A 26,376-nucleotide genomic window follows, 5' to 3' on the forward strand; every position below is an offset into this window, starting at 1 on the left:
AGCTGACGTGTTCCTTCGCTCCCGCCTAGCGCAGGTGACGATTGCCGCCGCGGTGTTCCTCATACTCGGGTCCATCCTTCCGCCGCTGTATAACAACCAATCCCGCCCGCTGCCCAGGGACCTCAACCTCGAGATCCACGCGGAGCACGACGGAGCCACGTTCACCCGCCACACCACCACCGCCCCCGCGATGAAGGATTCCGTGGCCCGCGCGCAGTCCACCGTGGACCTCACCTTCAACGGCGAGACCATCGCGCACATCACCGAGGAATCCCAGCTCAACCGCGAATCCACCTACCCGGTGGCGGGGCCGAACACGACGCAGCACATCGAGCTGCCCGCCTTCGACGTACAGGTGGAAGACCGGGTGGAGCGCGACGGCATCAGCTACTTCTTCCCCTCCGGCGCGGAGCAGCGCTCCTATCCCTTCTTCGATCCGCTGACCCAGGACACGGAGCCCATCGATTTCCTGCGCGATGAAAAGCTCGACAGCATCCCCACCTACGTCTTCCACCAGGATGTCGCGCCAGTCTCGCTCGGGGAGGTCTTCGCCTTCGAAGCCCACCGCTCCGGCCCCGCGGGCGATTTTTACTCCGCGGAGTCCCTGGAGCGCTACGACCTCAAGCCGAAATCGCATGTCATCCTCGAACCTTTCTACGCCGTGAGCCGCACCGTGTGGGTGGAGCCCACGACCGGCACCATCGTCAACGAGGAGGAGCACCCGCGCATCTTCTGGGCCACGGACGCGCGCCAGGCCCAGGCCATGGTCGATGCCGATGACACACACGAGCGTGCGCTTCTCGACGTCCCCCTCTCCTGGTCCGATTCCACCCGCACCGAACGCCTCGACTCGGTTCGCCGGGTGATCGACACGGTCAAAATCTTGAGCCTCGTCGGCTGGCTGGGCAAGGCCATCGGCGTGGTGTTGTTGGCGGTGGCGGCCGCGATGTTCATGCGCCGCCATGCAGCGCAGAGCGCGTAGGCGCCCGTGACTGTGTCCCGAGCATCCCTTGCGGTGCGCACTGCCCTCTGCGCCTGGGGCGTGGCGCTCGTGCTCGCGGTGTGTTGGCCCTTCGTGCTGCCCGGCGAGTTCCTGTGGCGCGACATGGTGTTGCTTGACCGCCCAGCCCTGAGCGCCTCTGCCTTCGGCGCCGGTGACCTTCCCGCCCGCAACGCCCCGCAGGACGGGGTGCTTGCCCTGTTCGGCGGGGCGTGGTTGGCTCGGGTCTTCATCCTTGCTGCTGCGAGCGCCTCGGCGTGGGTGGCGGGCCGGTGGGCGCGCGAGTCCGGCCCGTGGGCGGCAGCCGCGGCGATGGCGTGCGCGGTGGCCAATCCTTTTATCATCGAGCGCCTCCTGCAGGGCCAGTGGTCGTTGGCGGTCGCCGCCTGGTTAGCGCCCGTGATCGCGTGGGGTTGCCTCCATGCGCGCCCGCGCGTGGCGTGGTTGACGCTGTGGGCCGCGTCCTTGACGCCCACCGGCGGGCTCTTCGGGGGACTCATCGCGGTTGTCTGTGAGCGCGAAGGGCGAAGAAGATGGCTCTTCGCGGGCGGCTCAGTCTTGCTGTGGTTGCCGTGGCTAGTTCCAAGCCTCATGGCCGGAAATCCGGGAACCCACGGCGACCCCGCCGCCCAGGCCGCGGCCTTCGCCCCGCGCGCGGAGGCCTACGTGGGTGCGGTCGGCTCGCTGCTCGGCTTCGGCGGCATCTGGAATGCCGCGGCGGTACCGGCCTCCCGCGAGCAGGGCTTCGCCCTGGCAGGCCTGGCCGTCGCCGCCCTCGCCGTCCTAGGTGCTGCCCGCCTTCCCCGGCGCGAGCTGCGCCCGCTCGCGGCCCTGGCGGTTCTCGGCATGGGCCTGGCCATCCTCGGCGCACTCGCCCCAGGTCTCACCGCCTTCGCCGTGGAGCACGTCCCCGGTGCGGGCCTACTGCGCGATTCCTCCAAGCTCACCTTGCTCGCCCTGCCGCTGGCCGTGGCGGGTATCGCATCCCTGCGCCAACTTCCTGCCGCACTCGCGCTGTGCGCCTGCCTGCTCCAGGCTCCCGATGCACCGCGGGAGCTCGCCGTGTTACTCCCACGCGAAACGGGCATCGACCGCCAGCTCGTCGAAGACCTTGACGGCCGCCTGACCTTCTTCGCCGACCGCTCAGCCATGGTGCCGCTTGACGGCGGCATTGCCCTCGACCCCTATTCCAAGGCCGCCAACAAGCTCGACTCCGGCGAGCTCACCGTCGACGGCATAAACGTGGATCAGCCTGCGCCGCGCTACCTGGCGGCCACCGAAGCCTGGAACACGCGCGACCTCGCCCGGTTGGAGGAGCTCGGCGTGGGCGCGGTCGTCGAAGCGGGAGGCATCGTTGCCACCACCAACGCGCAACCGGCACCCGCCCCGTGGGGGCTTAGCGCCGCCTGGTGCGCACTTCCGCTTCTAGCAACTCTTCGAAGCGCGCACCGGTTTTCTCCCACGAAAAAGTAGCCGCCAACTCGCGTGCCGCGTTGCCTAAACGGTGGCGGAGGGAGGGGTCGTCGACAAGCGTGCGCACCGCTTGCGCGAACTCCTCCTCGCGCTGCACCAGGACACCGGTCTCACCGTCGATAACGCTGTCTTGCAGGCCGAATGTATAACCCACCGTGGGAACCCCATGTTGGGCCGCCTCCATGACTGCCAGTCCCCAGCCTTCTTTACGGGAGGGCATGAGGTGCACGTCGGCACGCGCGAGGAGCGCATGTTTATAGTCCTCGGTGACCTGACCGCGGAAGCGCACGCGGTCTTCCACCCCGTGGGCCCGGGCGTACTCGCGCAGCTGGGACTCCCACCAGCCGGAACCGATGACGTCGAGAAGCGCGCCCGGAATCCGCGCCACGGTGTCCATGGCGTGCTCAATCTGCTTGTGCGGCACCAGGCGCGACAAGGTCACCAGGTGGATATCGGCCTCGGGCTCCAGCGTGGGTACGTGCTCCGGCAGGGGGTCTACGCCGTTTTCAATGATGTGCGCACCGTGGATCCCCAGCTTCTCCAGGTCGCGCTTCGAGGCCTCCGAGACCGTTACCCATGTGTTGTGGCGGTAGAGCGCGGGGACGACGCGAGATTCCAGGAACCACCCCAGCCGCGCCAGCACGGGCCCGGCCACCGGCCACTGCTCGCGGTGGCAGTGGTGCGTCAGAATCACCACGGGCGCGCGGGTCGCCAGGCGCGCGAAGAAGGGGATGCCGTTGTGCGTATCCACCACAACGTCAGCGCCGCGCAAAGCGCGGCGCCCCAATAAAATCGACAACAGCGCACGCGGGTACACGCTGAACTTGGCCCCGGCGCGCGAATAGAGCACACCATTGCGGCGCTCGCGCTTGGCGGCGTTCATGTGGCGCGCGGTGCGGAAGACCACCTCGTGGCCCTGGGCAGCGAGGTATTCCCCGACGCGCTCGAGGTAGCGCTCGGAGCCGCCACCTTGCGGGTGGGTGGAATCGCGCCAGCACAAAAGAAGGATTTTCATGACGATGCTTTAGCCTAGTGGGTTATGAAACGCACCCGTGCCTTGGCCACCCTGCGCCGCTCCTGGCGACTGCTGCGCTCCTTCCGCTTTGAGCAGACAGCGCCCGCGGTCTTTTATGGCGGTCTGGCTGAGGACACCGCCGCGCTTGTCGACGCCCTCTCCCGCGACCATTCCCTCTCCCTCACCGGCGCGCGCGTGCTCGACGTCGGGGGCGGGCCCGGCTATTTCGCTTCGGCCTTTGCCCAGCGCGGGGCCAGCTATGTCGGGCTGGAGCCGGACGTGGGCGAGATGGCCGCCGCCGGCATCGAGGTGGCCCAAGCCGTGCGCGGCGACGGCACTAGCTTGCCCTTCGCAGATGACACCTTCGACATCACGTATTCCTCCAACGTGGCCGAGCACATCCCCAACCCGTGGGACATGGGTGAGGAGATGCTGCGCGTAACCAAGCCCGGCGGGTTGGTGATCTTGAGCTACACGGTGTGGCTGGGGCCCTTCGGCGGGCACGAGACCGGCCTGTGGGAGCACTACGTGGGCGGCGAGTTCGCCCGCGACCGCTACGCCCGCATCCACGGCCACCCGCCGAAAAACGTCTTCGGCACCTCACTCTTTGCGCTCTCCGCCCGCGAGGGCTTGGACTGGGCGCGCAGCGTGGCTCCGCCTAGTCCACAGGGCGCAGAATTCCTCGCGGCCTTTCCGCGCTACCACCCTGCCTGGGCCTGGTGGGTGCTCAAGGTGCCGGTGCTGCGCGAGTTCCTCACCTCCAACCTGGTCTTCGTCCTGCGCGCTTAAGCCCCTAAAACGACGAAAGCTCCCCCGCAGGGGAGCATCCGTTTAACCTCGAAGATTAGGAGGCAGACTCAACGCGCTCCTTGAGCGCGGTGAACTGGTCCCACACCTCAGACGGAACGCGGGAGCCCAAGAAGGTCAGGTACTCCTTGTTGTCTTCCATGTCGCCAGCCCAATCGGCCGGGTTCACGGAAAGGGCCTCGCGGACGTCCTCGATGTCGAAGTCGATACCGGTGAGGTCGATATCCTCCGGGCGGGCGGTGTGGCCCACGACGGTCTCGACGGCGTCGACCTTGCCCTCGATGCGGTCCACAATCCACTTGAGAACGCGGGAGTTCTCGCCAAAGCCCGGCCACAGGAAGCGGCGGTCCTCACCGCGGCGGAACCAGTTCACCAGGAAGATGGCCGGCATACGGTCGCCGCCCTTTTCACCCATATCTACCCAGTGCTGCAAGTAGTCACCGGCGTTGTAGCCCATGAACGGCAGCATGGCCATCGGGTCGTGGCGCAGGGCGCCGACCTTTCCCTCGGCGGCAGCGGTCTGGCCGGAGGAGAGCAGGGCGCCAATCATGGTGCCGTGGTTCCAGTCGAAGGCCTGGGTCACCAGCGGGACGGTATCGGCGCGGCGGCCGCCGAAGAGGATGGCGTCAATCTTGACGCCCTTCCAGTCATCAAATTCCGGCGCAGCGGACGGGCACTGCGTAATCGGCACACAGTAGCGGGAGTTCGGGTGAGCCGCCTTGGTGGTCGAAGCCGGGGTCCAGTCGTTGCCATGCCAGTCGATGAGGTGCTCCGGGGCCTCGCCCATTTCCTCCCACCAGACATCGCCGTCGTCGGTCAGCGCGACGTTGGTGAACAGGGTGTTGCCCGGCTCCATCGTCTTCATGGCAATCGGGTTGGAATCGTAGTTGGTGCCCGGTGCCACGCCGAAGAAGCCGTTCTCCGGGTTGACGGCGTACAGGCCGTCCTCGCGCAGCTTCATCCACGCGATGTCATCGCCCACGACCTCAGCCGACCAGCCCGGAATCGTCGGGGTAATCATGGCCAGGTTGGTCTTACCGCAGGCGGACGGGAAGGCGGCCGCGATGTGGTACTTCTTGCCCTCCGGGTTGGTGAGCTTCAGGATGAGCATGTGCTCTGCCATCCAGCCCTCTTCCTTCGCCATGACGGAAGCAATACGCAGCGCGTAGCACTTCTTGGCCAAGATGGCGTTTCCGCCGTAGCCGGAGCCGTAGGACCAAATCTCCTTGGTCTCCGGGAACTGCGTGATGTACTTCTTATCGTTGCACGGCCAGGCGACATCCTCCTGGCCCGGCTCCAGCGGGGCACCCACGGAATGCAGGGCGTGGACAAAGTCGCCGTTGTCCCCGATCTTGTCCAGGGCCTGCTGGCCCATGCGGGTCATAATGCGCATGGAGAGCACAACATAAGCCGAGTCGGTGAGCTGCACGCCGAGCTTCGGGTCCGGATCACTAATCGGGCCCATGCAGAACGGCACGACGTACATGGTGCGGCCCTTCATGGAGCCGCGGAAGGCCTCGGTCATCTCTTCCTTCATGGCTGCCGGCGGGGCCCAGTTATTGGTCGGGCCAGCGTCCTCAGCAGTCTCGGTGCAGATGAAGGTGCGGGACTCCACGCGGGCGACATCCGAAGGATTCGAGCGAGCCAGGTAGGAGTTCGGGCGCTTCTCCTCGTTGAGCTTAATCAGGGTGCCCTTTTCCACTAGCTCGGCGGCGAGGCGGTCAGCCTCCTCCTGGGAGCCGTCTACGAAGACGACCTCTTCCGGCTGGAAGAGCTCGACGCTCTCACTGATCCACGAAATAAGCTTCTCGTTCTTCGTGGGCAGTTCACCTACAAGGCCCTTAATAGTTGCGGTCATCTCACATTCTCCTGTGGTCGGTGTGGCCAGGGTGCTTTATTTCGCCGAAGGTTCCCCCAACGACGTTTCACCAACCAGAGTACGGACACTGGTGATAACAGAATGTGTAATGCCCGCCACCCCGGTTATATCCACCCAGTTCATACCGACTATGTCGAGGACAGCGGAGTGTGAAATATGGCACCCACCGCCCCCAATCGCCCCCATACGGGGGTTTCGTTTCTGTAGATCGCTCATCCCGTACGCCCGTCCTATTACCCCCACGGCGTCCTGTGTGTCCTCCACCGAGGCGCCCCTCCACCCTCCACGGCGCGGCACGTTGCCCCTCACCCCTGCTTAAGGGAACAATGTCAACTGATGAATAGCGCAGACTCTTCCCAGAATCCCGCCGCGCAGATGCCTCACGGCCGCGGCCTCCAGACGGATTTCAACGCCGAGTTCAACAATGATTTGGACTACCCACGCCTCGGCAACGTGACCTTCCGTCGCGGCACCCTCACCGACAACCAGAACGCCCTCTTCGAGGAGCACTGGCCACAGTTGGGACGCCTGCTTGCCGACGAACCCCTCGACATCCCCGCTTGGTTCGGCCGCGAGGGGGCGAAGACCATCGTCGAGATCGGCTCCGGCACCGGTACCTCAACCGCAGCCATGGCGCCACTCGAGCAGGACACCAATATCATCGCCGTCGAGCTCTACAAGCCGGGCCTGGCCAAGCTGCTGGGCTCCATCATCCGCAACGACATTGAGAACATCCGCATGGTCCGCGGCGATGGCATCGAGGTTCTCATGCGCATGTTCGCGCCCGAGTCCCTCGACGGTATCCGCATCTTCTTCCCGGATCCGTGGCCCAAGGCCCGCCATCACAAGCGGCGCATCATCCAATCCGGCACGCTCAATCTTTTTGCTTCCCGCCTGAAACCCGGCGGCGTGCTCCACGTGGCCACCGACCACGCCGGCTACGCCGAGTGGATTAATGAGCTCGTCGAGGTCGAGCCTTCCCTCGACTACAAGGGCTGGCCCTGGCCGGAGTGCCCCATCCTCACCGACCGCCAGGTCATCACCAAGTTTGAGGGCAAAGGCCTGGATAAGGAACACGTCATCACCGAGTACCTGTGGGAGAAGAAGTAATGGCCGGAACCTACCTTCTGGTGTGGGACGCACCCAACATGGACATGGGGCTCGGCGCCATCCTCGGGGGGCGCCCCACCGCCGCCTACCGCCCGCGTTTCGACGCCATCGGCCGCTGGCTGGTGGACCTGGCCTTCGATAACGACGCCACCCCTGAGGCCGCCGTTTTCACCAACGTCAGCCCCGGCGGCGCCGACGTCATCCGCCCCTGGGTCGAGGCTATCCGCAACGTCGGCTTCGCCGTGTTTGCCAAGCCAAAGCTCCACGAGGACGATGATGTCGACCCCGACATGGTCGAATACATCAAGGCCAACCGCGAGAACCTCTCCGGTGTCATCGTGGCTTCTGCCGACGGCCAGAACTTCCAGCACCTGCTTGAGCAGCTCTCCGCTTCCGGCCTGCCCACCTGCGTGCTTGGATTCCACGAGCACACCTCCTGGGCGCTGACCCATCCCGATATCGAGTTCGTCGACCTCGAAGACATCGAGGGTGTCTTCCGCGAACCGCTGCCGCGCGTGAACCTGGACAACCTGCCTCCAGGCGGCGCCTGGCTGCAGCCTTTCCGCCCGCTGTCCGCGCTGCTGCCGGACCGCGCGCCCGAGCACAATTAGGAGCCGCATGTTTTATTCTTGGGGCCGCTTCTCCTATGCCCACCGCAAGGTCATCCCGCTCATCATCGTGGGTCTCATCCTCGGCCTCTTCTTCGGCTTCGGCACCCGCCTGGGTGACCGGATGAGCCAGGAGGGCTGGGAGGATCCTTCGGCGGCGTCGACAAGCGCGGCGCAGATTGAGCTCGAGACTTTCGGCCGGGACAATTCCGGCGACGTCATCCTGCTTTTCGATGACCCCGATGCCCACGCCACCGAAGCCAAGGCCTTCCTGGATGAGCTCAAGGCGCAGCACCCGGAGCAGATCGACTCCGTGACCAGCTACTTTGATAAGCGCAACCCGAACCTCATCACGCAGGATCACTCCACGGCCTTCGCCGCCATCGGTCTGAAGGGCGACGGCGAGCAGACTCTCAAGGACTTCCGCGTCATCGAGGATTCGCTGCACGCTGCCGACGTCCCCGTGCAGGTCGCGGGCGCCACCGCCGTGGCTGACGCGCTGGATGAGGGCATGTCCAAGGACATCTCCCGCGCGGAGAAAGCCGCCCTGCCGCTCGTCGGACTGCTGCTCCTCGTAGTCTTCGGCTCCGTCGTCGCGGCCTTCATGCCGCTCGTCGTGGGTGGCCTGTCGATCCTGGGCTCTCTGGGGATCCTCTCGATCCTCGCCGGCTTCCAGCAGGTCAACGTGTTTGCGCAGGCCGTCGTCACGCTGCTGGGCTTGGGCCTGGCCATCGACTACGGCCTGTTCATGGTTTCGCGCTTCCGCGAGGAGCTGGACAAGGGCCGCGATACCAAGGAGGCCGTGGCGATTACCACCGCCACCGCCGGCCAGACCGTGGTCTTTTCCGCCGCGATGGTGGCCGTGTCCCTCTCCGGGCTCTTCCTCTTCCCGCAGGCCTTCCTCAAGTCCGTTGCCTACGGCTCCATCTCCGCCGTCGGCCTCGCCGCACTCCTGTCGGTCATGGTGCTGCCGTCGTTGTTTGGCATGCTGGGTCACAATATCGATAAGTGGACTGTGCGAAAGACCTCGCGGCGCGGGCGCCGCATCGAGGACACGTGGTGGTACCGGATGCCACGCTGGGCCATGGGCCGCGCGGGTCTAATGACCACCGCCATCTGCGCCCTGCTCATCGCGCTGGCCCTGCCGGTGCTGGGCGTGAAATTCGGCGGTATCAACGAGACCTACCTGCCGCCCAACCAAGACGCGCGCGTGGCGCAGGATCAGTTCAACGAGCAGTTCCCCTCCTTCCGCACCGAGCCGGTCAAGCTGGTGGTGAAGAACGCGACGAATGAGCAGCTTGTCGACGTCGTCATGCAAGCCCGCTCCATCCAAGGCCTTACCGAGCCAATGGGCCCGAAGACCGCGACCGTCGACGGCACCACCGTCCTCGGCGCCGGTATCCAGGACCGCGAGGACTACGCACGAATCGTCCACGAGCTCGAGAACATTGAGGCACCCGACGGCGTGGAGCTTTATGTCGGCGGCACCCCGGCCATGGAAGTCGAGTCCCTCGACGCGCTCTTCGACACGCTACCCTGGATGGCCCTCTACGTGGTGCTGGCCACCTTCATCCTCATGGCGCTGGTCTTCGGCAGCTTCATCCTGCCGCTCAAGGCCATCATCATGACGCTGCTTTCCCTGGGCGCCACGCTGGGAATTTTGACGCTCATGTTCGTCGACGGCCTCGGCTCCGGCCTGCTCAACTACACCGCCGGTCCGCTGATGAGCCCGATTCTGGTGCTCATCATCGCCATCGTCTTTGGCTTGTCCACGGACTATGAGGTCTTCTTGGTCTCGCGCATGGTGGAAGCCCGCCGCCGGGGTGCGTCAACGGACGAGGCCATCGCTGCGGGTACTGCACACACCGGCGGCATCATCACGGCGGCCGCGCTCATCATGATCGTGGTCGCAGGCGCCTTCGGCTTCTCGGACATCGTGATGATGAAATACATCGCCTTCGGCATGATTTTCGCCCTGCTTATCGACGCCACCATCGTCCGCATGCTCCTCGTCCCCGCCGTCATGCACCTTCTGCGTGAGGACAACTGGTGGGCACCGCGCTTCCTCACACGCCTGACCCACCGCCTCGGCGGCGAGAACTCCCCAGCTGCCGAGCCGGCCCTGGCCACCGCATCCGCTGCCGCACCGGCGCCCAGCGCCCTAGCGCTGAACTACGAAGAGGCCGCACCGGCTGCGCAGGACGACGCGCCCCACTCCTCTGTGTCTTCGGCAGAACAGGTTGAGGAGGCGTCGCCAAGCGATGCTCCTGTACGCGGGGACCGCAGCGCCGACACCGACACCGAGCTCATCCCCTTCTCCGAGCTGGTCAAGCGCCTCAATTCCACGGATGGTCGATGAAAAAGAACTGGCTGACCTGGATAATCTCCCTGCTGATTCTGGCCGCGCTGGCGTGGTTCTTCCGCGACCAGCTGGACTTCATCTCCGAGGGGCTGCACCGCCTGCGCCACGCTGAGCCTTTCCCCGTGGTGCTGGTGGTGTTCTTCGCGCTGCTCTCCATCGCGGGCATGGCGGAAGTGATGAAGCGGCTCATCGGCGCGGGCGGCGTCAAGGTGCCGTTGCGCGAGACCTACGCCATTACGCTGGCCTCCAATGCCTGGTCCACGACCTTGCCGGCGGGCCCTGCCTTTTCGGCCTTGCTCACCTTCCAGGTGCAGCGCCGCTGGGGTGCGTCGGTGGCGCTGTGCAGCTACTTCCTGTTTTTGTCCTCGATTATTAGCTCGATGTTCCTCGCGCTCATTGGGCTCGTCGGGGTGTTTTTCCTCAACGCGGATATGGCGCTGGGGTCGCTCATCACCACGGTTGTCCTCATGCTCGCGGCGCTCGGCGGCATTTTCTGGCTGACCTCGCACCCGGTGACCCTTGAACGCTGGCTGCGCAAGCTGCGGCCCGGCCCGAAGCGGGACCGCGCGATCCAGGAGGTCCGCAACCTGGGCGAGGTCCACCTTTCGCGTGGCCCCTTTGCTGTGGTTGCCGGGGCGTCGCTGGTTCACCGCCTGGCCGATATGGGCGCACTGTGGGCATCCGTGTGGGCGGTGACCGGGGAGATTCCGTGGCTGCGCGCCGGCGCCGATGACACCACCCTGGCCGGTGTGGCCCTGGCCTTCCTCGCGGCGAAGCTGGCTGGCTCCGCGCAGGTCACCCCCGGTGGCGTGGGCACGGTGGAGGCCGCGCTCATCACCCCGCTGGTGGCCACGGGCCTGACCGTGGTGCACGCCACCTCCGCGGCCATCATCTACCGGCTTATTTCCTTTGCGCTCATCACTATCATTGGATGGGTCATCTACTTCGCCCACTACGCCCGCGATGGCTTTTCTTACGCGGCGTTGAACCGGAAGGAATCCTAAATGCGCGTTGCCCCGCTTATCGACGTCCTCGCTCTCGCCCTCTTCGCCATCTGCGCCCGCCTGGCGCACGGTGGTCTGAGCTTTAGCTCGTGGGTTGATGCCTTCTGGCCGTGGACCGTGGGCGCACTCGTGGGCTGGGTCATCATCATGGCATCGAAGCTGAGCGGCCTGTGGAAAGAGGGCGTCGTCGTGTGGCTGAGCGCCATCATTGGCGGCATGGCCCTGTGGATGCTGGTCAACGGCCGCCTGCCACACTGGTCCTTCCTCATCGTGGCCACCGTAATGTCGGCGCTGTTCTTCTTTGGCTGGCGAGCCATCGCGGCCTTTGCTTCCCGCTCCCGCGCCTAGAATCTTTGCCATAGTCGGTTACCCGTCGACCTGCCCCCATCCTTTTACACCCGTGCACATTGGTGTTTGAGCTGGGAGTTTAGCGTTCCGGTTGCGGGGTACTTCGGGCCGGTTTAGTGTGTGTGGCATGAAGTTGGGGGACTTACTCGGGGCACTCGCTCGCGGCATGCACGTCGTCTCCTTGTGCGCGGGGCACACGCACGAGGACATGCTGGCGCTGGGCGCGACGCCGCGCGTGGCGCGGCAGCTCGAGGGACTTCACCGCGTTTATTTTGGCCAAACTGCTTTCAGCGCCAAGCAGCGCCGCGCCCGGGAGACTAACCATGCGCTGGATACGCTGCTGCAGATTGAGCGGCATGTGGCGCGCGTCAAGAACTCGCGCCAGGCTTGGGACTTGCGCGTGGAATTGTGTGCGACCCCAGAAGGCGAGATTGCGGGTGTGGCGAAGCGCAGGCTCGCGGAGCTCACACCCGAGCCCACTCCTGGCGTCCGCGTGCGGCGTGGTGCAACCGGTATGCATAAGCTCATCATCACGGACCGTCCCCGCGAAATTGCGAATTTGGTGGGCACGCTTAAGGCCACCTCCGAAGACCTGCTGAAGGCCGTCCATGAGGTCTTTTCTGGCAGCGGCGCACCGAAACCAGCCTTGCATGCGCACGTCATTGTGCGACTAGAGCAGCTAGACAAGATTGTGCGCGGTGAGGGCGACGATATTATTCTGCAGGCAACTGACGGTGGCACCATGACCGGCGCGGAATTTCTCCGCACGCAGTTTGCCGAGCGAGGCTTTGTCTCGCTCTTCCACCCGGTCGAGGGGCCGGTGAATCTGTATTACGGGAGCCGTTTTGCCAACGATAAACAGCGGCTCCTGCTCAGCGCAGAGCATCCAACGTGCGCCTGGCTCGGCTGCACAAGACCTGCCGCGGAATGCCAAATGCACCACATCAGAAGGTGGCAGGATGGCGGGCCGACGAACCTCGACAATCTCGTGCCGTTATGTAAGTACCACAACGCCATCAATGACGATGACCCCGCCCGCCCCACGTATCGCGGGCGCATCGACCGCATCGAAGGCCGCATGGCGTGGCTGCCTCCCGACGGTGGACCGCCAGTCCCCATCCCCAGCCCGGTCTGGGAGTAAAAAAGCCCCTCCGCAAGGAGGGGCTAGAAGCGCTGGCTTACTTCGAGCTCAGGGCGGAAACGTCTACGCCGGCCTGGTTGAGCAGCATGATGACGAGGTTGATGATGTCACCGCTGAGGTCAAGAACGCTAGAGAGCATTGGGTTTCTCCTTTGATTGAATTCCTAGTCTTTAGGCCTATCGGATAAAACAGGCTCACATGTTACGCCGAGACACAAAATTCAGCGCGATCCGCAGGCCTTCTTCGCCTCATCGCCAGGCTTAAACGACGCTAGAGCGGGGAGATGGTGTGCTTCTTGGGCAGGTCCTTCTCCTGCTTATCGGCAAGCTGGCGCAGCGCGCGGCGCAGAGCCAAGCGCGACTCGGAGGGCTTAATCATGCCGTCGAGGTAGCCACGCTCCGCGGCGACATAAGGCGCGGTCATGGTCTCGTCGTAGAAGTCCATGAACATCTTCTTCGTCATGGCGCGCTGCTCCGGGGTCTCGGCAGCCTCGAGCTGCTTGCCGGCAATCATGACCACCGCGGCGGCCGAGCCCATCACGGCGATCTGGGCTGTCGGCCACGCCAGGTTGATATCACCGGTCAGGTTCTTCGAACCCATCACGGCGTATGCACCGCCATAAGCCTTGCGCACGATGAGCGAAACCTTTGGCACGGTGGCCTCCACCACGGCAAACGCGAACTTCGCGCCGCGGTGAATCAGACCAGCCTTCTCCTGGTCCACGCCCGGCAGGTAACCCGGTGTATCCACCACGAAGACCAGCGGGATGTTGTAGGCATCGCAAATACGGATAAAGCGCGCGCCCTTATCGGCGGCATCCGCATCGATACAGCCCGCCGAGTGCATCGGATTATTGGCCACAAAACCCACGGCCTTGCCATCAATACGCCCAAAAGCGGTGATGACGTTGGGGGCGTAGTTTTCTTGGATCTCGATGAGATCGTCATCGTCGCCAAGCTGCGTGAGCAGGTCCATCATGTCGTAGCCGGCGTTCGTATCATCCGGCATGAAGGAATCCAGCTCGGTGTCCTGGGCTACCTCCTCATCAGAAGGCGCATCGAAGACCGGGGATTCGTCGAAGCAGGTCAGAGGCAAATGATCCAGCAAGTCACGAACTAGGTCGAAGGCCTCATCCTCCGAGGGCACCACGACAGACACGTTGCCGTTGAGCTCCTGCTGGCGCGCGGAGCCCAAGTCGTGGGAGGAAATTTCCTCGCCCGTGACCTCCTTGATCACGTTCGGGCCCGTCACGTACATTTCCGCCTCACCATCGACGGCGATGATGAAGTCCGTGGTCACCGGCGCATACACCGCACCACCAGCGGACTTACCCATCATGATGGAAATCTGCGGGCTACGGCCAGATAGCGGCAGCTGGCGGCGGGCAATCTCGGAGTACATGGCCAGAGACGTCACCGCGTCCTGGATGCGCGCACCACCGGAATCCTGGATACCGATAACCGGGCAGCCAATCTTGATGGCCAAATCCATGATGTCGGTGACCTTCTTACCAAAGGTCACGCCCACGGAACCGCCATACACGGTCTTATCGTGCGCGTAGATACACACCGGGCGGCCATTGATGCGGCCGTGACCAGTGACCACGCCGTCGGAGTAAATCGCATCCGGGTCACCGGGGGTCTTGCCCAGGGCGCCGGTTTCGACGAAGGAGCCTTCGTCGAGAAGCGCGGCGATGCGTTGGCGCGGAGTCGAACGCCCAGCCTCGTCGCGGCGCGCCCGGGAGCGTTCACTGCCGGGATCCTGGGCGCGTTCGAGGCGCTCGCGTAGGTCCGCTAGCTTGTCAGCGGTGCTAGTCACTTCCGAATCTTCTCCTCGATCCATTCCTCCATGTGCTTGCCCACGATACCGATTGCGGGCTCGTCGGGAACCGCCAGGTGGTCGCCCGGCAGCTGCACAATCTCCAGATCCTTCACGATAACGCCCCAGCCACCGTCCGGGTTAATCTCCGCATAGGCAGGCTCGAGCTCGATGGCGCCGTCATGCATGCGCTCGGAGCGGAAGAGGATGACGGGCACGCTTACCGACGCCCACCGTCCCATATCCAGCGAGCCCAGAATCTGGTTATCCACGAAGGACGCACGTTGGTGTTCGAGCACGCCGGCGGACAGGCCGTGCTCAGAGGCGTCGGTGGAGCTAAGGAATTCCGCGAGCATGGCCATGAGTGCATCCTCGCCCACGGTCTCCAGCATCTCGTAGGGCGGCTCGAAGTCGAGGCCATAGGTCTTCTTGGCGAAGGCGGCGTAGCGCCCCCAGCGGGCCTTGGTTTCCTCCAGTGTCTTCGGCGCTGGGTTAGCCGGCTGGGTGGTATCCAGCAGAGCGATAAAGGCAACCTCAGCAGTATCCTCGCCGCGAGCTTGACGCTCCTGCAGCTGGTAGGCCACCTCATAGGCCAGCGCGCCGCCGAAGGACCAGCCGCCAAGCACGACCTTGCGGCCGCGCGCGTAGTGCAGGATGTCCTCGATGTAGGCGGCGGCGCGCTCCTCCAGGCTGCCTTCAAGGCGCTCCACGCCGTAGACGGCGACGTCGGCAGGCAGGCGGCGGGTCAGCGGCTGGTAGACCACGGTGGTGCCGCCGGCCGGGTGGAACATGAAGACGGCGGGGCCATCGGCCTCGCGCAGGACACGGATATTGCCCTCGACCTCAGTCTCCAGGCCCTCGCGGACGAGGTCCGCCAGGTTCTCCAGCGCTTCGGCCTCGTGGACCTGGTGCGCAGTGACCTCGATGCCAGCGCGCTCGGTGAGGCGTTCGGCAATCTTTTCTGCCACCTCATCGCTGACCTGCGGTAGCGCGGAGGTCACGCCGGCTGCGGCCGTACCTGTGAAGGTGGCCCAGGTTCCGAAGACCATGCGCTCCGAGGCATCGCGCGGGGCGACGCCCACGCCTTCGCCGCCCTTCGCGCTCACCGCGGAGGCGTCTGGGGTGGTGTCGTCGCTCTCGGTGAGCGCGGAGGGTGCGTCGGCGGTCGCGTCGGCGCTTGCGGTTGCGGCATCGGGCTGCTCGGACACGGCCTCTTCGACCATGGTGATGACGTCGGCGAGGGAGGCGTCGCGAAGCGCCTGCACCTGCAGCGGCGGAATCTGGAAGTCGTTCTCCACCCGGTTCTTGATGCGCATGCCCATGAGCGAATCCAGGCCCAGATCAATGAGCGGCAGCTCGCGCGGGAGATCAGAGACGTCGTAGCCCATGGACTCCGACACGATGAGCGCCAAGCGCTCCTCCACGCTCTCTTTCTCCGGGTCCCAGCGCACGGCGTCGACGCCTAAGTCAGTATCAGCAAACTGCGGCGCGGTCACGGCCTGCGGCAGGCTCGGCTCCGCCGTCGGGGTGGGTTCTGCAAGGTTGAGGGTCGAGGCAAAACCTTCCGCGATGAGCTTGGTAGTCGCTCCGTCCACGTAGTGCACCGCCACAGACAGCCCGCCCAGCGTGCGGCGAACAATCGTGGTGACCTCGCCCTTCGCGGGCAGGTCGAGGTGCTCCTCGCTCGCCGCGATGTGCGCGCCCGGGGTGACGGCCTCGGCGGCGGCCTCCAGGATGGCCAGCGCGCTCGGCGCCTGGTCGGCGTTCGTGGAGAACGCCACCGCGCCCTCCGGCAGCGTCACGCGCGCGCCCGGCAGGCCGGACACGCCCGACGAGGGACGAGCGTTGGTCCAGAAACGCTGGCGGCGGAAGCGGGTATGCGGGGCGGCGACAAGCGCGCCGGAGCCAAAGACCTTGGTGTAGTTCACCGGAGTTCCCGCGACGTAGAGCTTGCCCAGCAGATCCAACAGCGACTCGGTGGGATCCACCTTGCGCTTCAGGCTGTAGAGCAGCTGCGCATCCGCCTTGCCCGCGGCAAAGGCGGTGGACATCAGGCCCATGAGCGCAATCGGGTTCGGGGAAATCTCGACGATCTGCATGTGGCCCGCCGCAAAGGCTGCCTCCGCTGCGTCCTGCAGGTAGACGGGCTTGCGGGTCATGCGGATCCAGTAGTCCTCATCGTGCAGCACCGTACCGGGGCGGTAGACCTTGCCGCGGTCCACGGAGGGGAAGAGCGTCGTGTGTAGCGGGCGGGTCTCGATGCCAGCGATTTCCGCATAGAGCTCACCCAACAGCGGATCGACAGCGGAGGTGTGGCCCGCGCCCTTGACGTTGAGCGCGCGGGCGAACTTACCCTCGCCCTCGAGGCGCTCCACCAGCGCGAGGACCTCCTCGCGCGGGCCGCCCACGGTGGTCATGCCGGGGCCGGTGTACACGGCGGGTTCGATGGAACCCGGAAGGGCATCAATCTCCTCGGCGGAGAGCTCGACGACGGCCATGGCGCCCTGCTGATCGTCGGGAAGCGAGGCCTCTCCCTCACCCATCAGGCGCGCGCGGTGGCAGGCGATGAGCATGGCGTCGGCCGCCGTGATTCCGCCCGCAGCATAGGCCGCGCCGATCTCACCCATGGACATGCCGATGACGCCTGCCGGGCGCACGCCGAAGGTGGCGAGCAGATCCGTCAGCGCGATTTGGATGGCGGTGATGGCCACCTGCGCGGTTTCGGTGTTATAGGTCTGGGCGTCGTCGTGCACCAGCTCCAGGATGGACCAGCCGGATTCGCGCTGCACGATGGCGTCGAGCTCCTCCAGACGCTCCTTGAACAGCGGCGAGATCTCAATCATGTCCTTGGCCATCTTGCGGTGCTGGGAGCCAAAGCCGGAGTACATGAAGACGGGGCCGTGGACGGAGGGAGAATCCGCGGCGGCGATGCCGACGGAGACGGTCCCCTCGGAAACCTGGCGCAGGCGCTTAACAGCTTCCTCGCTTGACGACGCCACCACTACCGCCCGCGAGCGCCCATGGTTGCGGCGCGCAAGGGTACGGGCCAGGGAAAGCAGGTTCGGGTTCTCTGCCTCGATATAGTCCGCCAAATCGGAAGCCGCTGCGGCACGGCGGGAGGGCAGCAGGCCGGAGACCGGCAGGGCTACTGGCTGGCCCTCACCGATGGCGACCTGCGGGGCGTCCTGGTGGGTCAGCCCGCGGTGGTCAGTCAACACCACGTGCGCATTGGTGCCGCCAAAGCCGAAGCCGGAGACACCCGCGACCTTCTGGCCGGAGTACTCGGGCCATTCGCGCGGGTCCTCGACCACTTCGAGGTGCTCGGCGTCGAAATCGATATAGCGGTTAGGGCCCGCGTAGTTGATATTCGGCGGGATGACGCCGTGGCGCATTCCTTCGATGACCTTGATGAGGCCCACCACGCCGGCGGCGGACTCGGAGTGGCCGATGTTGGTCTTGGCAGAACCCAGCAGGGTCGGGTTCGCTGCCTGGCGGCCCGGGCCCAATACGCGGCCGAGCGCGGTGGCCTCGATGGGGTCACCGAGGATGGTGCCGGTGCCATGGGCCTCGACGTAGTCCACGTCCTGCGGGCGGATGCCGGCGTCGGCATAGGCGCGCTCGAGGACGTCGACCTGTGCCTCCGGGTTGGGGGCGGTCAGGCCGTTGGAGTGGCCGTCGGAGTTGACCGCGGTGCCCTTGATGACGGCATGGATGGTGTCGCCATCGCGCTCGGCGTCCTCGAGGCGCTTGAGCACGAGCACGCCCGCGGCATCCGCGCGGACGATGCCATCGGCATCATCGGAAAAGGCGTGGATGGCGCTGGTGGGCGAGGTAACACCCAGCTCGCTAAAGCCGATGGAGGCGTGCGGCGAGGCCAAGATGTTCACGCCGCCGGCGAGTGCCGTATCAGCCGCACCCACGCGCAGGTCCTTAACCGCCTGATTGACCGCCACGAGGGAGGCGGAGCACGCGGTATCCACGTTGATGGAAGGGCCGCGCAGATCGAAAGCGTAGGACAGGCGGTTGGCAATAATCGCCGAGGACGTACCCGTCATGGCATAGGGATGCATCTCGGCCGGGTCGGCGGTAATGAGCATGCCGTAGTCATTGTTGGTGGAGCCCATGTAGACACCGGTGGCCGTGCCGCGCAGATGGTTGGCAGGCACGCCGGCGTCCTCGAGGGCCTCCCACGAGACCTCCATGAGGATGCGCTGCTGCGGGTCCATGTTGGCCGCCTCCAGCGGGGAGAGGCCAAAGAACTCGGGGTCGAAGGAAGCGATGTCCTCGATATAGCCACCGTCGGTGTTCTGCTGCTCAATCTTCTCGCTGGTAATGGGATCGGAAGAGTATTCCGACCAGCGTCCGACAGGCAGCGGGCCGGTGCCGGCGCGGCCTTCGACGAGCATGGTCCAGAACTCATCAACGTTTTTAGCGCCCGGGAAGCGGCCAGCGTAACCGATGACGGCGATGTCACCGCCCGCGATGGTGGCCGGGCGTGGCGACGCCTCCTTCGGTGCGCTCTCCCCTGCAGCGGCTGCACCGTTGACCAGGCGCTCAGCCAGCTGCGCGATGGTGGGGTACTCGTAGGCCACGGTGGGCTCGAGCTTAATGCCGAGGAGGTTTTCTAATTCGCCGGAAAGGACCACTGCGTCACGCGAGGACAGCCCAAAATTCTCCAGCGGTTTGGTGTCCGTGATTTCCTCTGCCGACAGGCCGGTGGTCTGCGCAACCCAGGTGCGCAACCAGCCACGAAGCTCTTCAACGGTCATAAATCTCTAGCTTTCTTACGCGGACTAAAAAATATCTAACTCTGCATTCGATTTTGCGCAGCACAAAAGCGCGCACGTCGAAGCGTACATAGGGGTTATCGACCAATTATCTCACTTTGTTAACTTGGGTTTCATAACCGACATGCCCACAGGCAGCAGCAACCCCCGCCCCGCAGTGGCGCGGGAACGGGGGTTTAAGCGGCGTGGGCTTTAAGAAGCGAGGTAGCTCTTCTTGGCCACACGGCGGGCAATCTTGCCCGAGGAGGTGCGCTTGATCTCGTTTGCGTTAAACCACTGGATGACCGCCGGGGTCACGCCGTGGTTCGCGGAGACCGCGGAGCGGATGGCTTCGGACGCGGCGGCGTCATCGGCCGGGTTGGCGCCATCGGCGCGCTCGATGAGCAGCACGAGCTCCTCGGTGCTGCCGCCCTCCACGGAGAAGGCCGCGATGGAGTCCGCACGGACGTGGCCCGAGGCCTCCTGCACAGTGCCCTCGATATCCTGCGGGTAGTGGTTGCGGCCTGCGACCACGATGAGGTCCTTGAGGCGGCCGGTGATGTAGAGCTGGTTATCCACGATTGCCGCGAGGTCACCGGTGGCCAACCAGTTATTGTCCTCCGGGGCATTCGGCACGCGGGTGCCCTCCGCCAAGCGCTCCCCCAGCGTGTTGTGGAAGGTCGAGGCGGTTTCCTCCGCGCGGTCCAGGTAGCCAGCGGCTCGGTTCTCGCCGTGCAGCCAGATTTCACCCACGCGGCCATCCGGCAGCTCGGTCTTGGTCTCCGGGTCCACGATGGTCAGGTGCTGGGCCACGACGCTCTGGCCACAGGAGGCATAGGCCACGGAATCCGCGGACTTCTCCACGATGACCGCCTCACCCTGAGCCAGACGCTCGCGGTCGAAGTGGGAAATGACCGGGCGCTCCGGAGTCTGCGGCGTGGTGACAATCAACGAGGCCTCCGCCATGCCATAGGACGGGCGCAGGGCATCGCGGCGCAGGCCAAACTCTTCCTTGCCGAAAGTCTCCCAGAAGGAATTCACCGCAGACTCGGTCACCGGCTCCGAACCGATCACGATGCCATCGACGTTGCTGAAGTCCAGCTTCTCCCCCTCCGCCGGGGCGCCGTAGCGCGCGGCGAGCTCGAGGGCGAAGTTCGGAACCACGGCATAGGTACCTTGCAGCTGCTCATCGATGGGCTGGCGCTTGAGCTGATCAATCCAGCGCTTGGGCTGCTGCACGAAGTCACGCGGCGTCATGATTTCCAGGTTGAGGCCCAGAATCGTCACGAAGACCGCCAGGATGATGCCCATATCGTGGTGCATCGGCAGCCAGGACACCACGCGCGCTGGCAGCTTGATCTGTACCGCGGTGAAGATCTGCAGCACGTTGGTCATGATGTTGCGGTTTGTCAGCAGCACGCCCGCAGGTGTCCGGGTGGAGCCGGAGGTGTACTGCAGGAAGGCCGGGTGGTCCACCGGCGCGGTCTGCAGCGCGGCCAGGGCCGCCTTGCCCTCCTCCGTCTCCAGCGGGTTCACCCAGCTCTGCGCCAGGGAATCCGGCAGGGAGTCGATGGAGATGATGCGCGGGCGCTCGGCCGCCGGGCGGTCCGAGAAGTATGCGCGGTTCGCCGCGGCCGAGATGTTATTGGTCAGAACGATCGACGGGTTAGCGTCACCAAAGACCGCCCGCAGGTGGTCGGTGTGGCCGGGCTCGTTCGGATCATAGAGCGGGATCGGGGTCATGCCCGCGTACATCGCGCCAAGGAAGCCGAAGATGTACTCGGGCGAGTTGCCCGCCAGGATCGCCACGCGGTCCCCCATCTTGCCCACCTGCTGCAGGCGCGCAGCCACTGCCTTGATGCGGGTATTGACCTGGGAGCGGGTGATATCGCGCGGTGTTCCCTCCGGGTTATCGCTATAGACCCATTGGCGCATGACCGGGCGATCCGGGATACCCGCCTGCTGCTCCGCGGCATAGACGTGTTCGGCAAGGCCCGCCAACGTGAGGTGGGGCGGCAGGGCGATGTTGCCCTTCTCGTCGAAGAACTGGCCGATCAAGGCTTTCAGGTCCATGTGGGAAAGCTCCTTCGTAGGGTAGAGCGGGGCACATACCCCTGCTTCACGTACTTTTGACATTAAAAATATCAGAAGGACTACGCCGACCGTTACATGGCGCGCGGTGCGGTGGCGTACGGAGGCCGTCGCCAAGCGCTATTGTGCGTCGATGGTGTCCTTGGCCCACTGCGTCACCCATTGGTTGGCCGTGGTGCCTTCGATGGTGTCCGGATTAGAGGCATACAGTGCGTGGACGCCGTTGGCGTCGATAAGATCGCGGGCGCGCTCCAGACCGTTGCTGACGTCCAGTGGTGCATCACAGATGGAGTCATTCGGCGCGCAGATCTGGAAGGTGCGGTCCGCCAGCGCCCCGAAACCGTTGGCGCGCTCACCGCGCATCGTGGCACCCGGGACGATGCCCTGAATCAACGTCGAGACCGGCTGCAGGGCAATCTCCGCGCCCACGCCGCCGACGTGCGCGCCCGGGTTAATGCCCACGCCGTCCTGGCGCCGCCCGTCCGCGATGAGTGCGACACCCACCACGCTCTCTGCGGGCACGGGCCCGTTGCCGCCGCCGATTCGGTCCGCCACATCACCCGCGATGACCGCGCCCTGCGAAAAGCCGCTCAGGATGAACTTCGTGTTCGGGCAGGTCTCGTACATGTAGGTCAGCTCGCCCTCCAGGCGCGAGGTGCCCTCGTTGCGGGAATCGTCGTAGCTCATCTCGTGCTGCGCGTTAATGTTCTTGAACTGCGCGGTGTACGGCAGCGTCCACACCTTAACGTCCTCGGGAACGTAGGCCTCCTTCAGCGGATTCGTAATCGACAGCATGAAGGAGTTCGGGTTCGCCCCCGGGTTGATCGGATCATCGTCCGCGGCGGATTCCCACGTTCCCGGCGCGGAGATGAACTCCACGCGCGGGCACCAATCCGGTTGCTCGGGGGTTGCGTTTTCTTCGCCCTCCCCCTGGGAGGGGGCGGGCTCCGCAAGGTTTCCTTGCTCTCCTTCCTCACGGGTGTTGAGGAAGTGGACCGCTCCCCCGCCAATCACGGCGAGGAGAACAACGACGGCAAGGACGGTAAGTGTTTTACGCATGAAGAAATTTCTACCTCGAGAAGGCACGGGATTGTCTGGAAAATCCCTGCCACGTTACTGAGCGCAGAGCTTGCGGCCCTGCTCGGTGATGAGCCGGACTAGTTCCTCGTGGCTAAGCTCGGTGCGGCCCTGCTCGATGAGCTGTCCGGCCACTGCCGGTGCGGTGACGGCATCGCCCTGGCAGGAGGCCTGCGCGGCACCCACCACTTGGTCTTCCACGCCGTCGACGTTGACGCCGGCCTTCGCCACCGCAGCCAGGAAGTCCTGGTCTGGGCCTTGCGCGGGAGCGGGGGCGGGGATCTCGGAGATCTCGCGTGCGCCGCGGTCTTCCGGCTCCCCGTCCTGTTCCTCTTCGGTGCGCGACGCCGACGAAGAGCTTTCCGACGCCCCACTAGCTGACGCCGAGCTTGCCGACGCCCCGCCGCTCGCCGCGGAGGAACGCTCCAACGGCGCCACGGAGGTGTCGGTGGCCTCGCCCTCCTCGACGGTGGCGGAACCGCAACCGCTCAACAGGGCACCGGCGGCGAGCAGCACGGCCGCGCCGGCTGCCGCAGCGGGACGCGCGCAGAAAAGACGCATGGCGGTTCTCCTACTTCTTATCCGCCTGGACCTGGCCCATGACCTCACGGATGACGCCATGCTGGAAGGACTGGGTCAGCCCACCGGCCGGAATGGAGGTGTAGTCCTCCGTCGGCCAGCCGAACTCGCCCTGCTCCCAGCCGTGCTTGCCCCACTCATCGAAGATCTTGCCCTTGAGGATGTAGTGCGCGCCGGAGTCCATGGACCAGTAGATGTTGCCGTGCTCGAATTCCTGGAAGAAGCCGCCGTTGACGGCCTTTTCCTCACCAACCGGGAAGCCCAGCTCGGACTCAGCAGCCTTCAGCTCCTTGTACTTCGCGCCGATAGCGCCGTGCACGATGTGGAAGGAACCGTCCGGGTTGCGGGTCAGCACGCCGTCCTCGAAGTCCTGGACCTGGCCGTCGCCGACCTTGCGTGCCTCGGCAACCGGGTACTTGAGGTCGCCGCCCTCGAAGCCGTTCTTGCCCCATGCATCGAAGAAGTCCTTCGGGATCGGCCAAGCGCCGGTCTCCGGGGTCCAGTAGATGGAGCCGTGCTCGAAGTGGACGTAGCGGCCGCGGCCGTCGGGGGTCTTTTCCTCGCCGGTCGTCGGGAAGCCCAGCCAGGAGGTCGGTCCACCGAGCTCGGAGTAGCGAGCGCCGATGCGGCCGATCACGGCGTGTGCGCCGGTCTCCGGGGACCAGTAGGCGGTACCGGCCTGGAAGTCCTGGGCCTTGCCGCGCTCGGCGACGTCATACTCGTTGTTCACGCAGCTACCGATGATGCCGGACTTGGTGGCCTCAGCGATGGCCCCAACCGGGGTGCAGTCCGCGCCGCGGTCGCTCTTGTCCAGGCCGAGGGAATCAGCGATGTAAGGCCATGCCTCGGTCATCTCAAACTGCCAGTATTCCCAGCTGTGAACGCCGGTCGGACGGAACTTGACCACCGGCTCGACGCCAGCGCGCTTAGCGTAATCAACGAAGGTCTGGGTGGACATGCGGGAGATGGCCTCCAGGCCCACGCCGGCCATGTTGGCCTGGCCCTTGGCCACCGAGCCGATCTGGCCGTAGTCATCCTTGCCGTTACCGGCGGAGACATAGACCTTCATGTCCTTGAGGTTCTCGATGCCCAGCTTCGGATCGTGGTCGATCCAATCCTGGGAGTACAGGTCACCCCACATGTTGGTGGAGGTGAATCCGCCGGCATCGGCCTGCGCGGCGGTAATGGCCTCCGGCATGCCGGTGGTGGTGGTATCGAGGTAGCCCGAGAAGGAGCCAACGTACTTGAAGGCCCAGGGGTTGCGCTCAGCAAGGTTGACAGCGGCGGTACCGCCCATGGAGATGCCAGTGACGGCGCGCTTGCCATTGGAGCGGTAGCCCTTCTCCAGGATCGGGATGAGTTCCTTCATCAGGAAGGTCTCCCACATGTAGTGCCTGCCGTTGTCTTCCTTCTGCCAGTCGGAGTAGAAGGAGGACTCGCCACCCACCGGCATGATGAGGTTGACGTTGCGGTCAGCGTACTGGGACAAGATGTTGGTCTCGATGGTCCAGCCGGACTCGTCGTCGCGGGCGCGCAGGCCATCAAGAGCCCAGACCTCCGGGAAGGTCTTGTCCGGGTTGGAGTACCAGTCACGCGCGAGCTGGATCTGCACAACCTGCTCCTTGTCCGGCATGGCGGCGGACTTGATGTAGACCTTGAGGTGGCGGTTGGTCAGGTACTCAACGCGGGACACGGACACGCCCTCCGGCAAGCCCTCGATCTTCGGGTATTCCGTCTCCACCGGGGTACGCTGCGGCGGATTGGACGGGGCGAAGGAATCGGAGAGGTTGGAGCTGCCCAGAAGATCAGTAATTCCGTCGCTGGAAGAGCCGGAAGACTGCGCGTTTGCAATAGGCAGCAGCGCAAAGCCCACGGCCACGGCGGTGGGCAGTGCAGCAATGGTCAGGCCCTTGCGGGCTGCGGACGGGGAACGCAGGCCGGAAGCCTTGGCGGACCGGCGGGGCTGAGTTGACGCAGTGTTCGGCATTGAAGAGTCCTTGTTAGGGGTAAATCGAGATGAGGGCACGCGCTACCGCGAGCGGGCTCCGCAGGTTCCCCTCCTGCGGAACTCGCCACCGTACGCGTAGTGAGCGGTCTAATGTGTTCTCAAGTTTAAGTTTAACTTGAGACTTTGGGAAGGGGGACACGCCCACCATGGCTATGAAAAAGCCGCCGTGCTCAAGAGCACGGCGGCCACGCAGGAGATGATTACCAGGCGTTCATTACGTTAAGCACCTGTGGCTTGGAGCGTTCGAGTTGGTATCCGAACTGCTCCCAGTTGTGCAGGCCCTGCGCCGGGTAATTCGTCTGCAGGCGAACGCCCATTGCGCGGGCCTTCAGCTCCCACAGGCGGGTGGTGCCGTTGGCAAAGCCTTCCAAGGCCACGCCGGCCGCGATGTGCTCCGGACGGTAGCGCTGCTGATCCAGCGGCCCTGGGATGCCGGACGCGGCGGAGACATAAACATCCGTTCCGTTCGCAGCCAGTTCCGGAATCAGATTGAAGGGGTCATTGCTGAAGCGCTTCGGGTTGATGATGGACCCGTACATGGCGTTGATGTTGAAGCCGCCAGCGTCGAGAAGCGCCAGGCGCATAAAGGTCTGAGCGCCCGGCAAGGTCGTGGTGAGGTAGCCGGAGTAGGACAGCGCCTGGCGGAACTGCTCCGGGTGCTTGCCAGCGAGGGTGATGGCAGCGGTAGCGCCCATGGACAGGCCGGCAACTGAGTTGTTGTTGCGGGCCACTCCGAAGTTGCCCTCCAGGTAGGCCGGCAGTTCCTGGGTCAGGAAGGTTTCCCACTGGTAGTTGACCGGCTTGACCAAGTCATAGGTGGCCGGGCCGTTCCAGTCCGCGTAGAAGGACGCTGCGCCACCCACCGGCATCACCAGGGTGATGTTGTGGTCTACATAGGTGCGCGCGGCGTTGACGTCATTGATCCAGGCATTGGTGGAATCGGTAGCGCGCAGGCCATCGAGCAGGTACAGACCTGCGTTGCCGCCGTTCTTAGCCGGCTGGATCTGCACTGGGATGTTGCGGCCCATTGCCTGGGACCACACGTCGCAGCGCTGTACCCAGTAGCCGACGCGGTCCCACTCGCAGGCACCGGTGGCGTCGCCACGCAGCCAGTCCCGGTTGGCGGCGGATGCTTCTTGCGTACCCGCGGTCACTACCAGACCCAAAGCCACAGCGATGACTGCCACCACTGAGAGGACCCGAGTCCGCAGGCCAGAGCTTAGTGAACTCATGTTTCTCCTTAACGTTTTTACTGCCACTACTACATCGCCAACACGCCAGCGATAGTTA

The 26,376-nt window shown here is 64.9% G+C and carries 18 protein-coding genes; 9 read left to right on the forward strand and 9 right to left on the reverse strand.

The features are described from left to right. The first annotated feature begins 7 nt into the window (after positions 1-7). A complete protein-coding gene (locus HMPREF2604_RS04040; protein WP_070563381.1) occupies positions 8-982 on the forward strand; it encodes a PorA family protein in 975 nt (324 codons plus the stop codon). Positions 983-994: 12 nt separating this feature from the next. After that, on the forward strand, positions 995-2,473 hold the full coding sequence (locus HMPREF2604_RS04045) for an MmpA family trehalose lipid delivery protein (RefSeq protein WP_083299166.1): 1,479 nt from the start codon (positions 995-997) through the stop codon (positions 2,471-2,473). On the opposite strand, the gene HMPREF2604_RS04050 is transcribed toward HMPREF2604_RS04045, so the two are convergent. Next, positions 2,397-3,488, reverse strand: a complete 1,092-nt coding sequence (locus HMPREF2604_RS04050; protein WP_070563386.1) for a glycosyltransferase family 4 protein — start codon at positions 3,486-3,488, stop codon at positions 2,397-2,399. The genes HMPREF2604_RS04045 and HMPREF2604_RS04050 overlap by 77 nt on opposite strands. 24 nt (positions 3,489-3,512) lie before the next feature. Here HMPREF2604_RS04050 and HMPREF2604_RS04055 point away from each other — a divergent pair, with 24 nt between their 5' ends. Beyond that, positions 3,513-4,277, forward strand: a complete 765-nt coding sequence (locus HMPREF2604_RS04055; RefSeq protein ID WP_070563389.1) for a class I SAM-dependent methyltransferase — start codon at positions 3,513-3,515, stop codon at positions 4,275-4,277. 55 nt (positions 4,278-4,332) lie between these two features. On the opposite strand, the gene HMPREF2604_RS04060 is transcribed toward HMPREF2604_RS04055, so the two are convergent. After that, complete coding sequence (locus HMPREF2604_RS04060; protein WP_070531911.1) at positions 4,333-6,153, reverse strand: phosphoenolpyruvate carboxykinase (GTP); 1,821 nt, start codon at positions 6,151-6,153, stop codon at positions 4,333-4,335. Positions 6,154-6,510: 357 nt separating this feature from the next. Between HMPREF2604_RS04060 and trmB the strand changes: the two genes are divergently transcribed. The 6 genes from trmB to HMPREF2604_RS04090 all read left to right on the forward strand — a co-directional run bounded on the left by trmB (position 6,511) and on the right by HMPREF2604_RS04090 (position 12,747). Then, positions 6,511-7,284, forward strand: coding sequence for a tRNA (guanosine(46)-N7)-methyltransferase TrmB (trmB, locus tag HMPREF2604_RS04065; protein WP_070563392.1), 774 nt, complete (start codon positions 6,511-6,513; stop codon positions 7,282-7,284). Next, complete coding sequence (locus HMPREF2604_RS04070; RefSeq protein ID WP_070523775.1) at positions 7,284-7,895, forward strand: NYN domain-containing protein; 612 nt, start codon at positions 7,284-7,286, stop codon at positions 7,893-7,895. Before trmB ends, HMPREF2604_RS04070 begins: the two co-directional genes overlap by 1 nt. 7 nt (positions 7,896-7,902) lie before the next feature. After that, positions 7,903-10,251: an MMPL family transporter gene (locus HMPREF2604_RS04075; RefSeq protein ID WP_070563395.1), complete on the forward strand. Its 2,349-nt coding sequence runs from the start codon at positions 7,903-7,905 to the stop codon at positions 10,249-10,251. Continuing rightward, the gene (locus tag HMPREF2604_RS04080; protein WP_070563398.1) at positions 10,248-11,258 is read left to right on the forward strand and encodes a lysylphosphatidylglycerol synthase transmembrane domain-containing protein; all 1,011 of its coding nucleotides are present in this window, start codon (positions 10,248-10,250) and stop codon (positions 11,256-11,258) included. Before HMPREF2604_RS04075 ends, HMPREF2604_RS04080 begins: the two co-directional genes overlap by 4 nt. Then, positions 11,259-11,606, forward strand: coding sequence for a DUF3054 domain-containing protein (locus HMPREF2604_RS04085; protein WP_070563401.1), 348 nt, complete (start codon positions 11,259-11,261; stop codon positions 11,604-11,606). A gap of 127 nt (positions 11,607-11,733) precedes the next feature. Continuing rightward, complete coding sequence (locus tag HMPREF2604_RS04090) at positions 11,734-12,747, forward strand: HNH endonuclease signature motif containing protein (RefSeq protein WP_070563404.1); 1,014 nt, start codon at positions 11,734-11,736, stop codon at positions 12,745-12,747. Positions 12,748-13,017: 270 nt separating this feature from the next. Here HMPREF2604_RS04090 and HMPREF2604_RS04095 read toward each other — a convergent pair whose 3' ends face one another. The 7 genes from HMPREF2604_RS04095 to HMPREF2604_RS04125 all read right to left on the reverse strand — a co-directional run bounded on the left by HMPREF2604_RS04095 (position 13,018) and on the right by HMPREF2604_RS04125 (position 26,318). Continuing rightward, entirely contained in the window at positions 13,018-14,565 is a 1,548-nt protein-coding gene (locus HMPREF2604_RS04095; protein WP_284847604.1) for an acyl-CoA carboxylase subunit beta, read from the reverse strand. Continuing rightward, the gene (locus HMPREF2604_RS04100) at positions 14,562-19,334 is read right to left on the reverse strand and encodes a type I polyketide synthase (RefSeq protein ID WP_070563407.1); all 4,773 of its coding nucleotides are present in this window, start codon (positions 19,332-19,334) and stop codon (positions 14,562-14,564) included. Before HMPREF2604_RS04100 ends, HMPREF2604_RS04095 begins: the two co-directional genes overlap by 4 nt. A gap of 210 nt (positions 19,335-19,544) precedes the next feature. Further along, on the reverse strand, positions 19,545-21,404 hold the full coding sequence (locus tag HMPREF2604_RS04105) for a FadD32-like long-chain-fatty-acid--AMP ligase (protein ID WP_070563411.1): 1,860 nt from the start codon (positions 21,402-21,404) through the stop codon (positions 19,545-19,547). 138 nt (positions 21,405-21,542) lie between these two features. Further along, entirely contained in the window at positions 21,543-22,481 is a 939-nt protein-coding gene (locus HMPREF2604_RS04110; protein WP_070531885.1) for a cutinase family protein, read from the reverse strand. Between the two features lie 54 nt (positions 22,482-22,535). Continuing rightward, positions 22,536-23,060: a DUF732 domain-containing protein gene (locus tag HMPREF2604_RS04115; protein WP_070563414.1), complete on the reverse strand. Its 525-nt coding sequence runs from the start codon at positions 23,058-23,060 to the stop codon at positions 22,536-22,538. A 10-nt stretch (positions 23,061-23,070) separates the two neighbouring features. Further along, a complete protein-coding gene (locus tag HMPREF2604_RS04120; RefSeq protein WP_369816029.1) occupies positions 23,071-24,984 on the reverse strand; it encodes an alpha/beta hydrolase-fold protein in 1,914 nt (637 codons plus the stop codon). Positions 24,985-25,286: 302 nt separating this feature from the next. After that, a complete protein-coding gene (locus HMPREF2604_RS04125) occupies positions 25,287-26,318 on the reverse strand; it encodes an alpha/beta hydrolase (protein ID WP_070531877.1) in 1,032 nt (343 codons plus the stop codon). Between the last annotated feature and the right edge of the window lie 58 nt (positions 26,319-26,376).

This window comes from Corynebacterium sp. HMSC055A01 (assembly GCF_001809405.1).
GTDB lineage: Bacteria > Actinomycetota > Actinomycetes > Mycobacteriales > Mycobacteriaceae > Corynebacterium > Corynebacterium hesseae.

Bases quoted from the DNA above. Each gene is read 5' to 3' on its own strand.
- HMPREF2604_RS04050 (WP_070563386.1), bottom strand. From the start codon at position 3,488: ATGAAAATCCTTCTTTTGTGCTGGCGCGATTCCACCCACCCGCAAGGT.
- HMPREF2604_RS04055 (WP_070563389.1), top strand. From the start codon at position 3,513: ATGAAACGCACCCGTGCCTTGGCCACCCTGCGCCGCTCCTGGCGACTG.
- HMPREF2604_RS04060 (WP_070531911.1), bottom strand. From the start codon at position 6,153: ATGACCGCAACTATTAAGGGCCTTGTAGGTGAACTGCCCACGAAGAAC.
- trmB (WP_070563392.1), top strand. From the start codon at position 6,511: ATGAATAGCGCAGACTCTTCCCAGAATCCCGCCGCGCAGATGCCTCAC.
- HMPREF2604_RS04070 (WP_070523775.1), top strand. From the start codon at position 7,284: ATGGCCGGAACCTACCTTCTGGTGTGGGACGCACCCAACATGGACATG.
- HMPREF2604_RS04075 (WP_070563395.1), top strand. From the start codon at position 7,903: ATGTTTTATTCTTGGGGCCGCTTCTCCTATGCCCACCGCAAGGTCATC.
- HMPREF2604_RS04080 (WP_070563398.1), top strand. From the start codon at position 10,248: ATGAAAAAGAACTGGCTGACCTGGATAATCTCCCTGCTGATTCTGGCC.
- HMPREF2604_RS04085 (WP_070563401.1), top strand. From the start codon at position 11,259: ATGCGCGTTGCCCCGCTTATCGACGTCCTCGCTCTCGCCCTCTTCGCC.
- HMPREF2604_RS04090 (WP_070563404.1), top strand. From the start codon at position 11,734: ATGAAGTTGGGGGACTTACTCGGGGCACTCGCTCGCGGCATGCACGTC.
- HMPREF2604_RS04100 (WP_070563407.1), bottom strand. From the start codon at position 19,334: ATGACCGTTGAAGAGCTTCGTGGCTGGTTGCGCACCTGGGTTGCGCAG.
- HMPREF2604_RS04105 (WP_070563411.1), bottom strand. From the start codon at position 21,404: ATGGACCTGAAAGCCTTGATCGGCCAGTTCTTCGACGAGAAGGGCAAC.
- HMPREF2604_RS04110 (WP_070531885.1), bottom strand. From the start codon at position 22,481: ATGCGTAAAACACTTACCGTCCTTGCCGTCGTTGTTCTCCTCGCCGTG.
- HMPREF2604_RS04115 (WP_070563414.1), bottom strand. From the start codon at position 23,060: ATGCGTCTTTTCTGCGCGCGTCCCGCTGCGGCAGCCGGCGCGGCCGTG.
- HMPREF2604_RS04125 (WP_070531877.1), bottom strand. From the start codon at position 26,318: ATGAGTTCACTAAGCTCTGGCCTGCGGACTCGGGTCCTCTCAGTGGTG.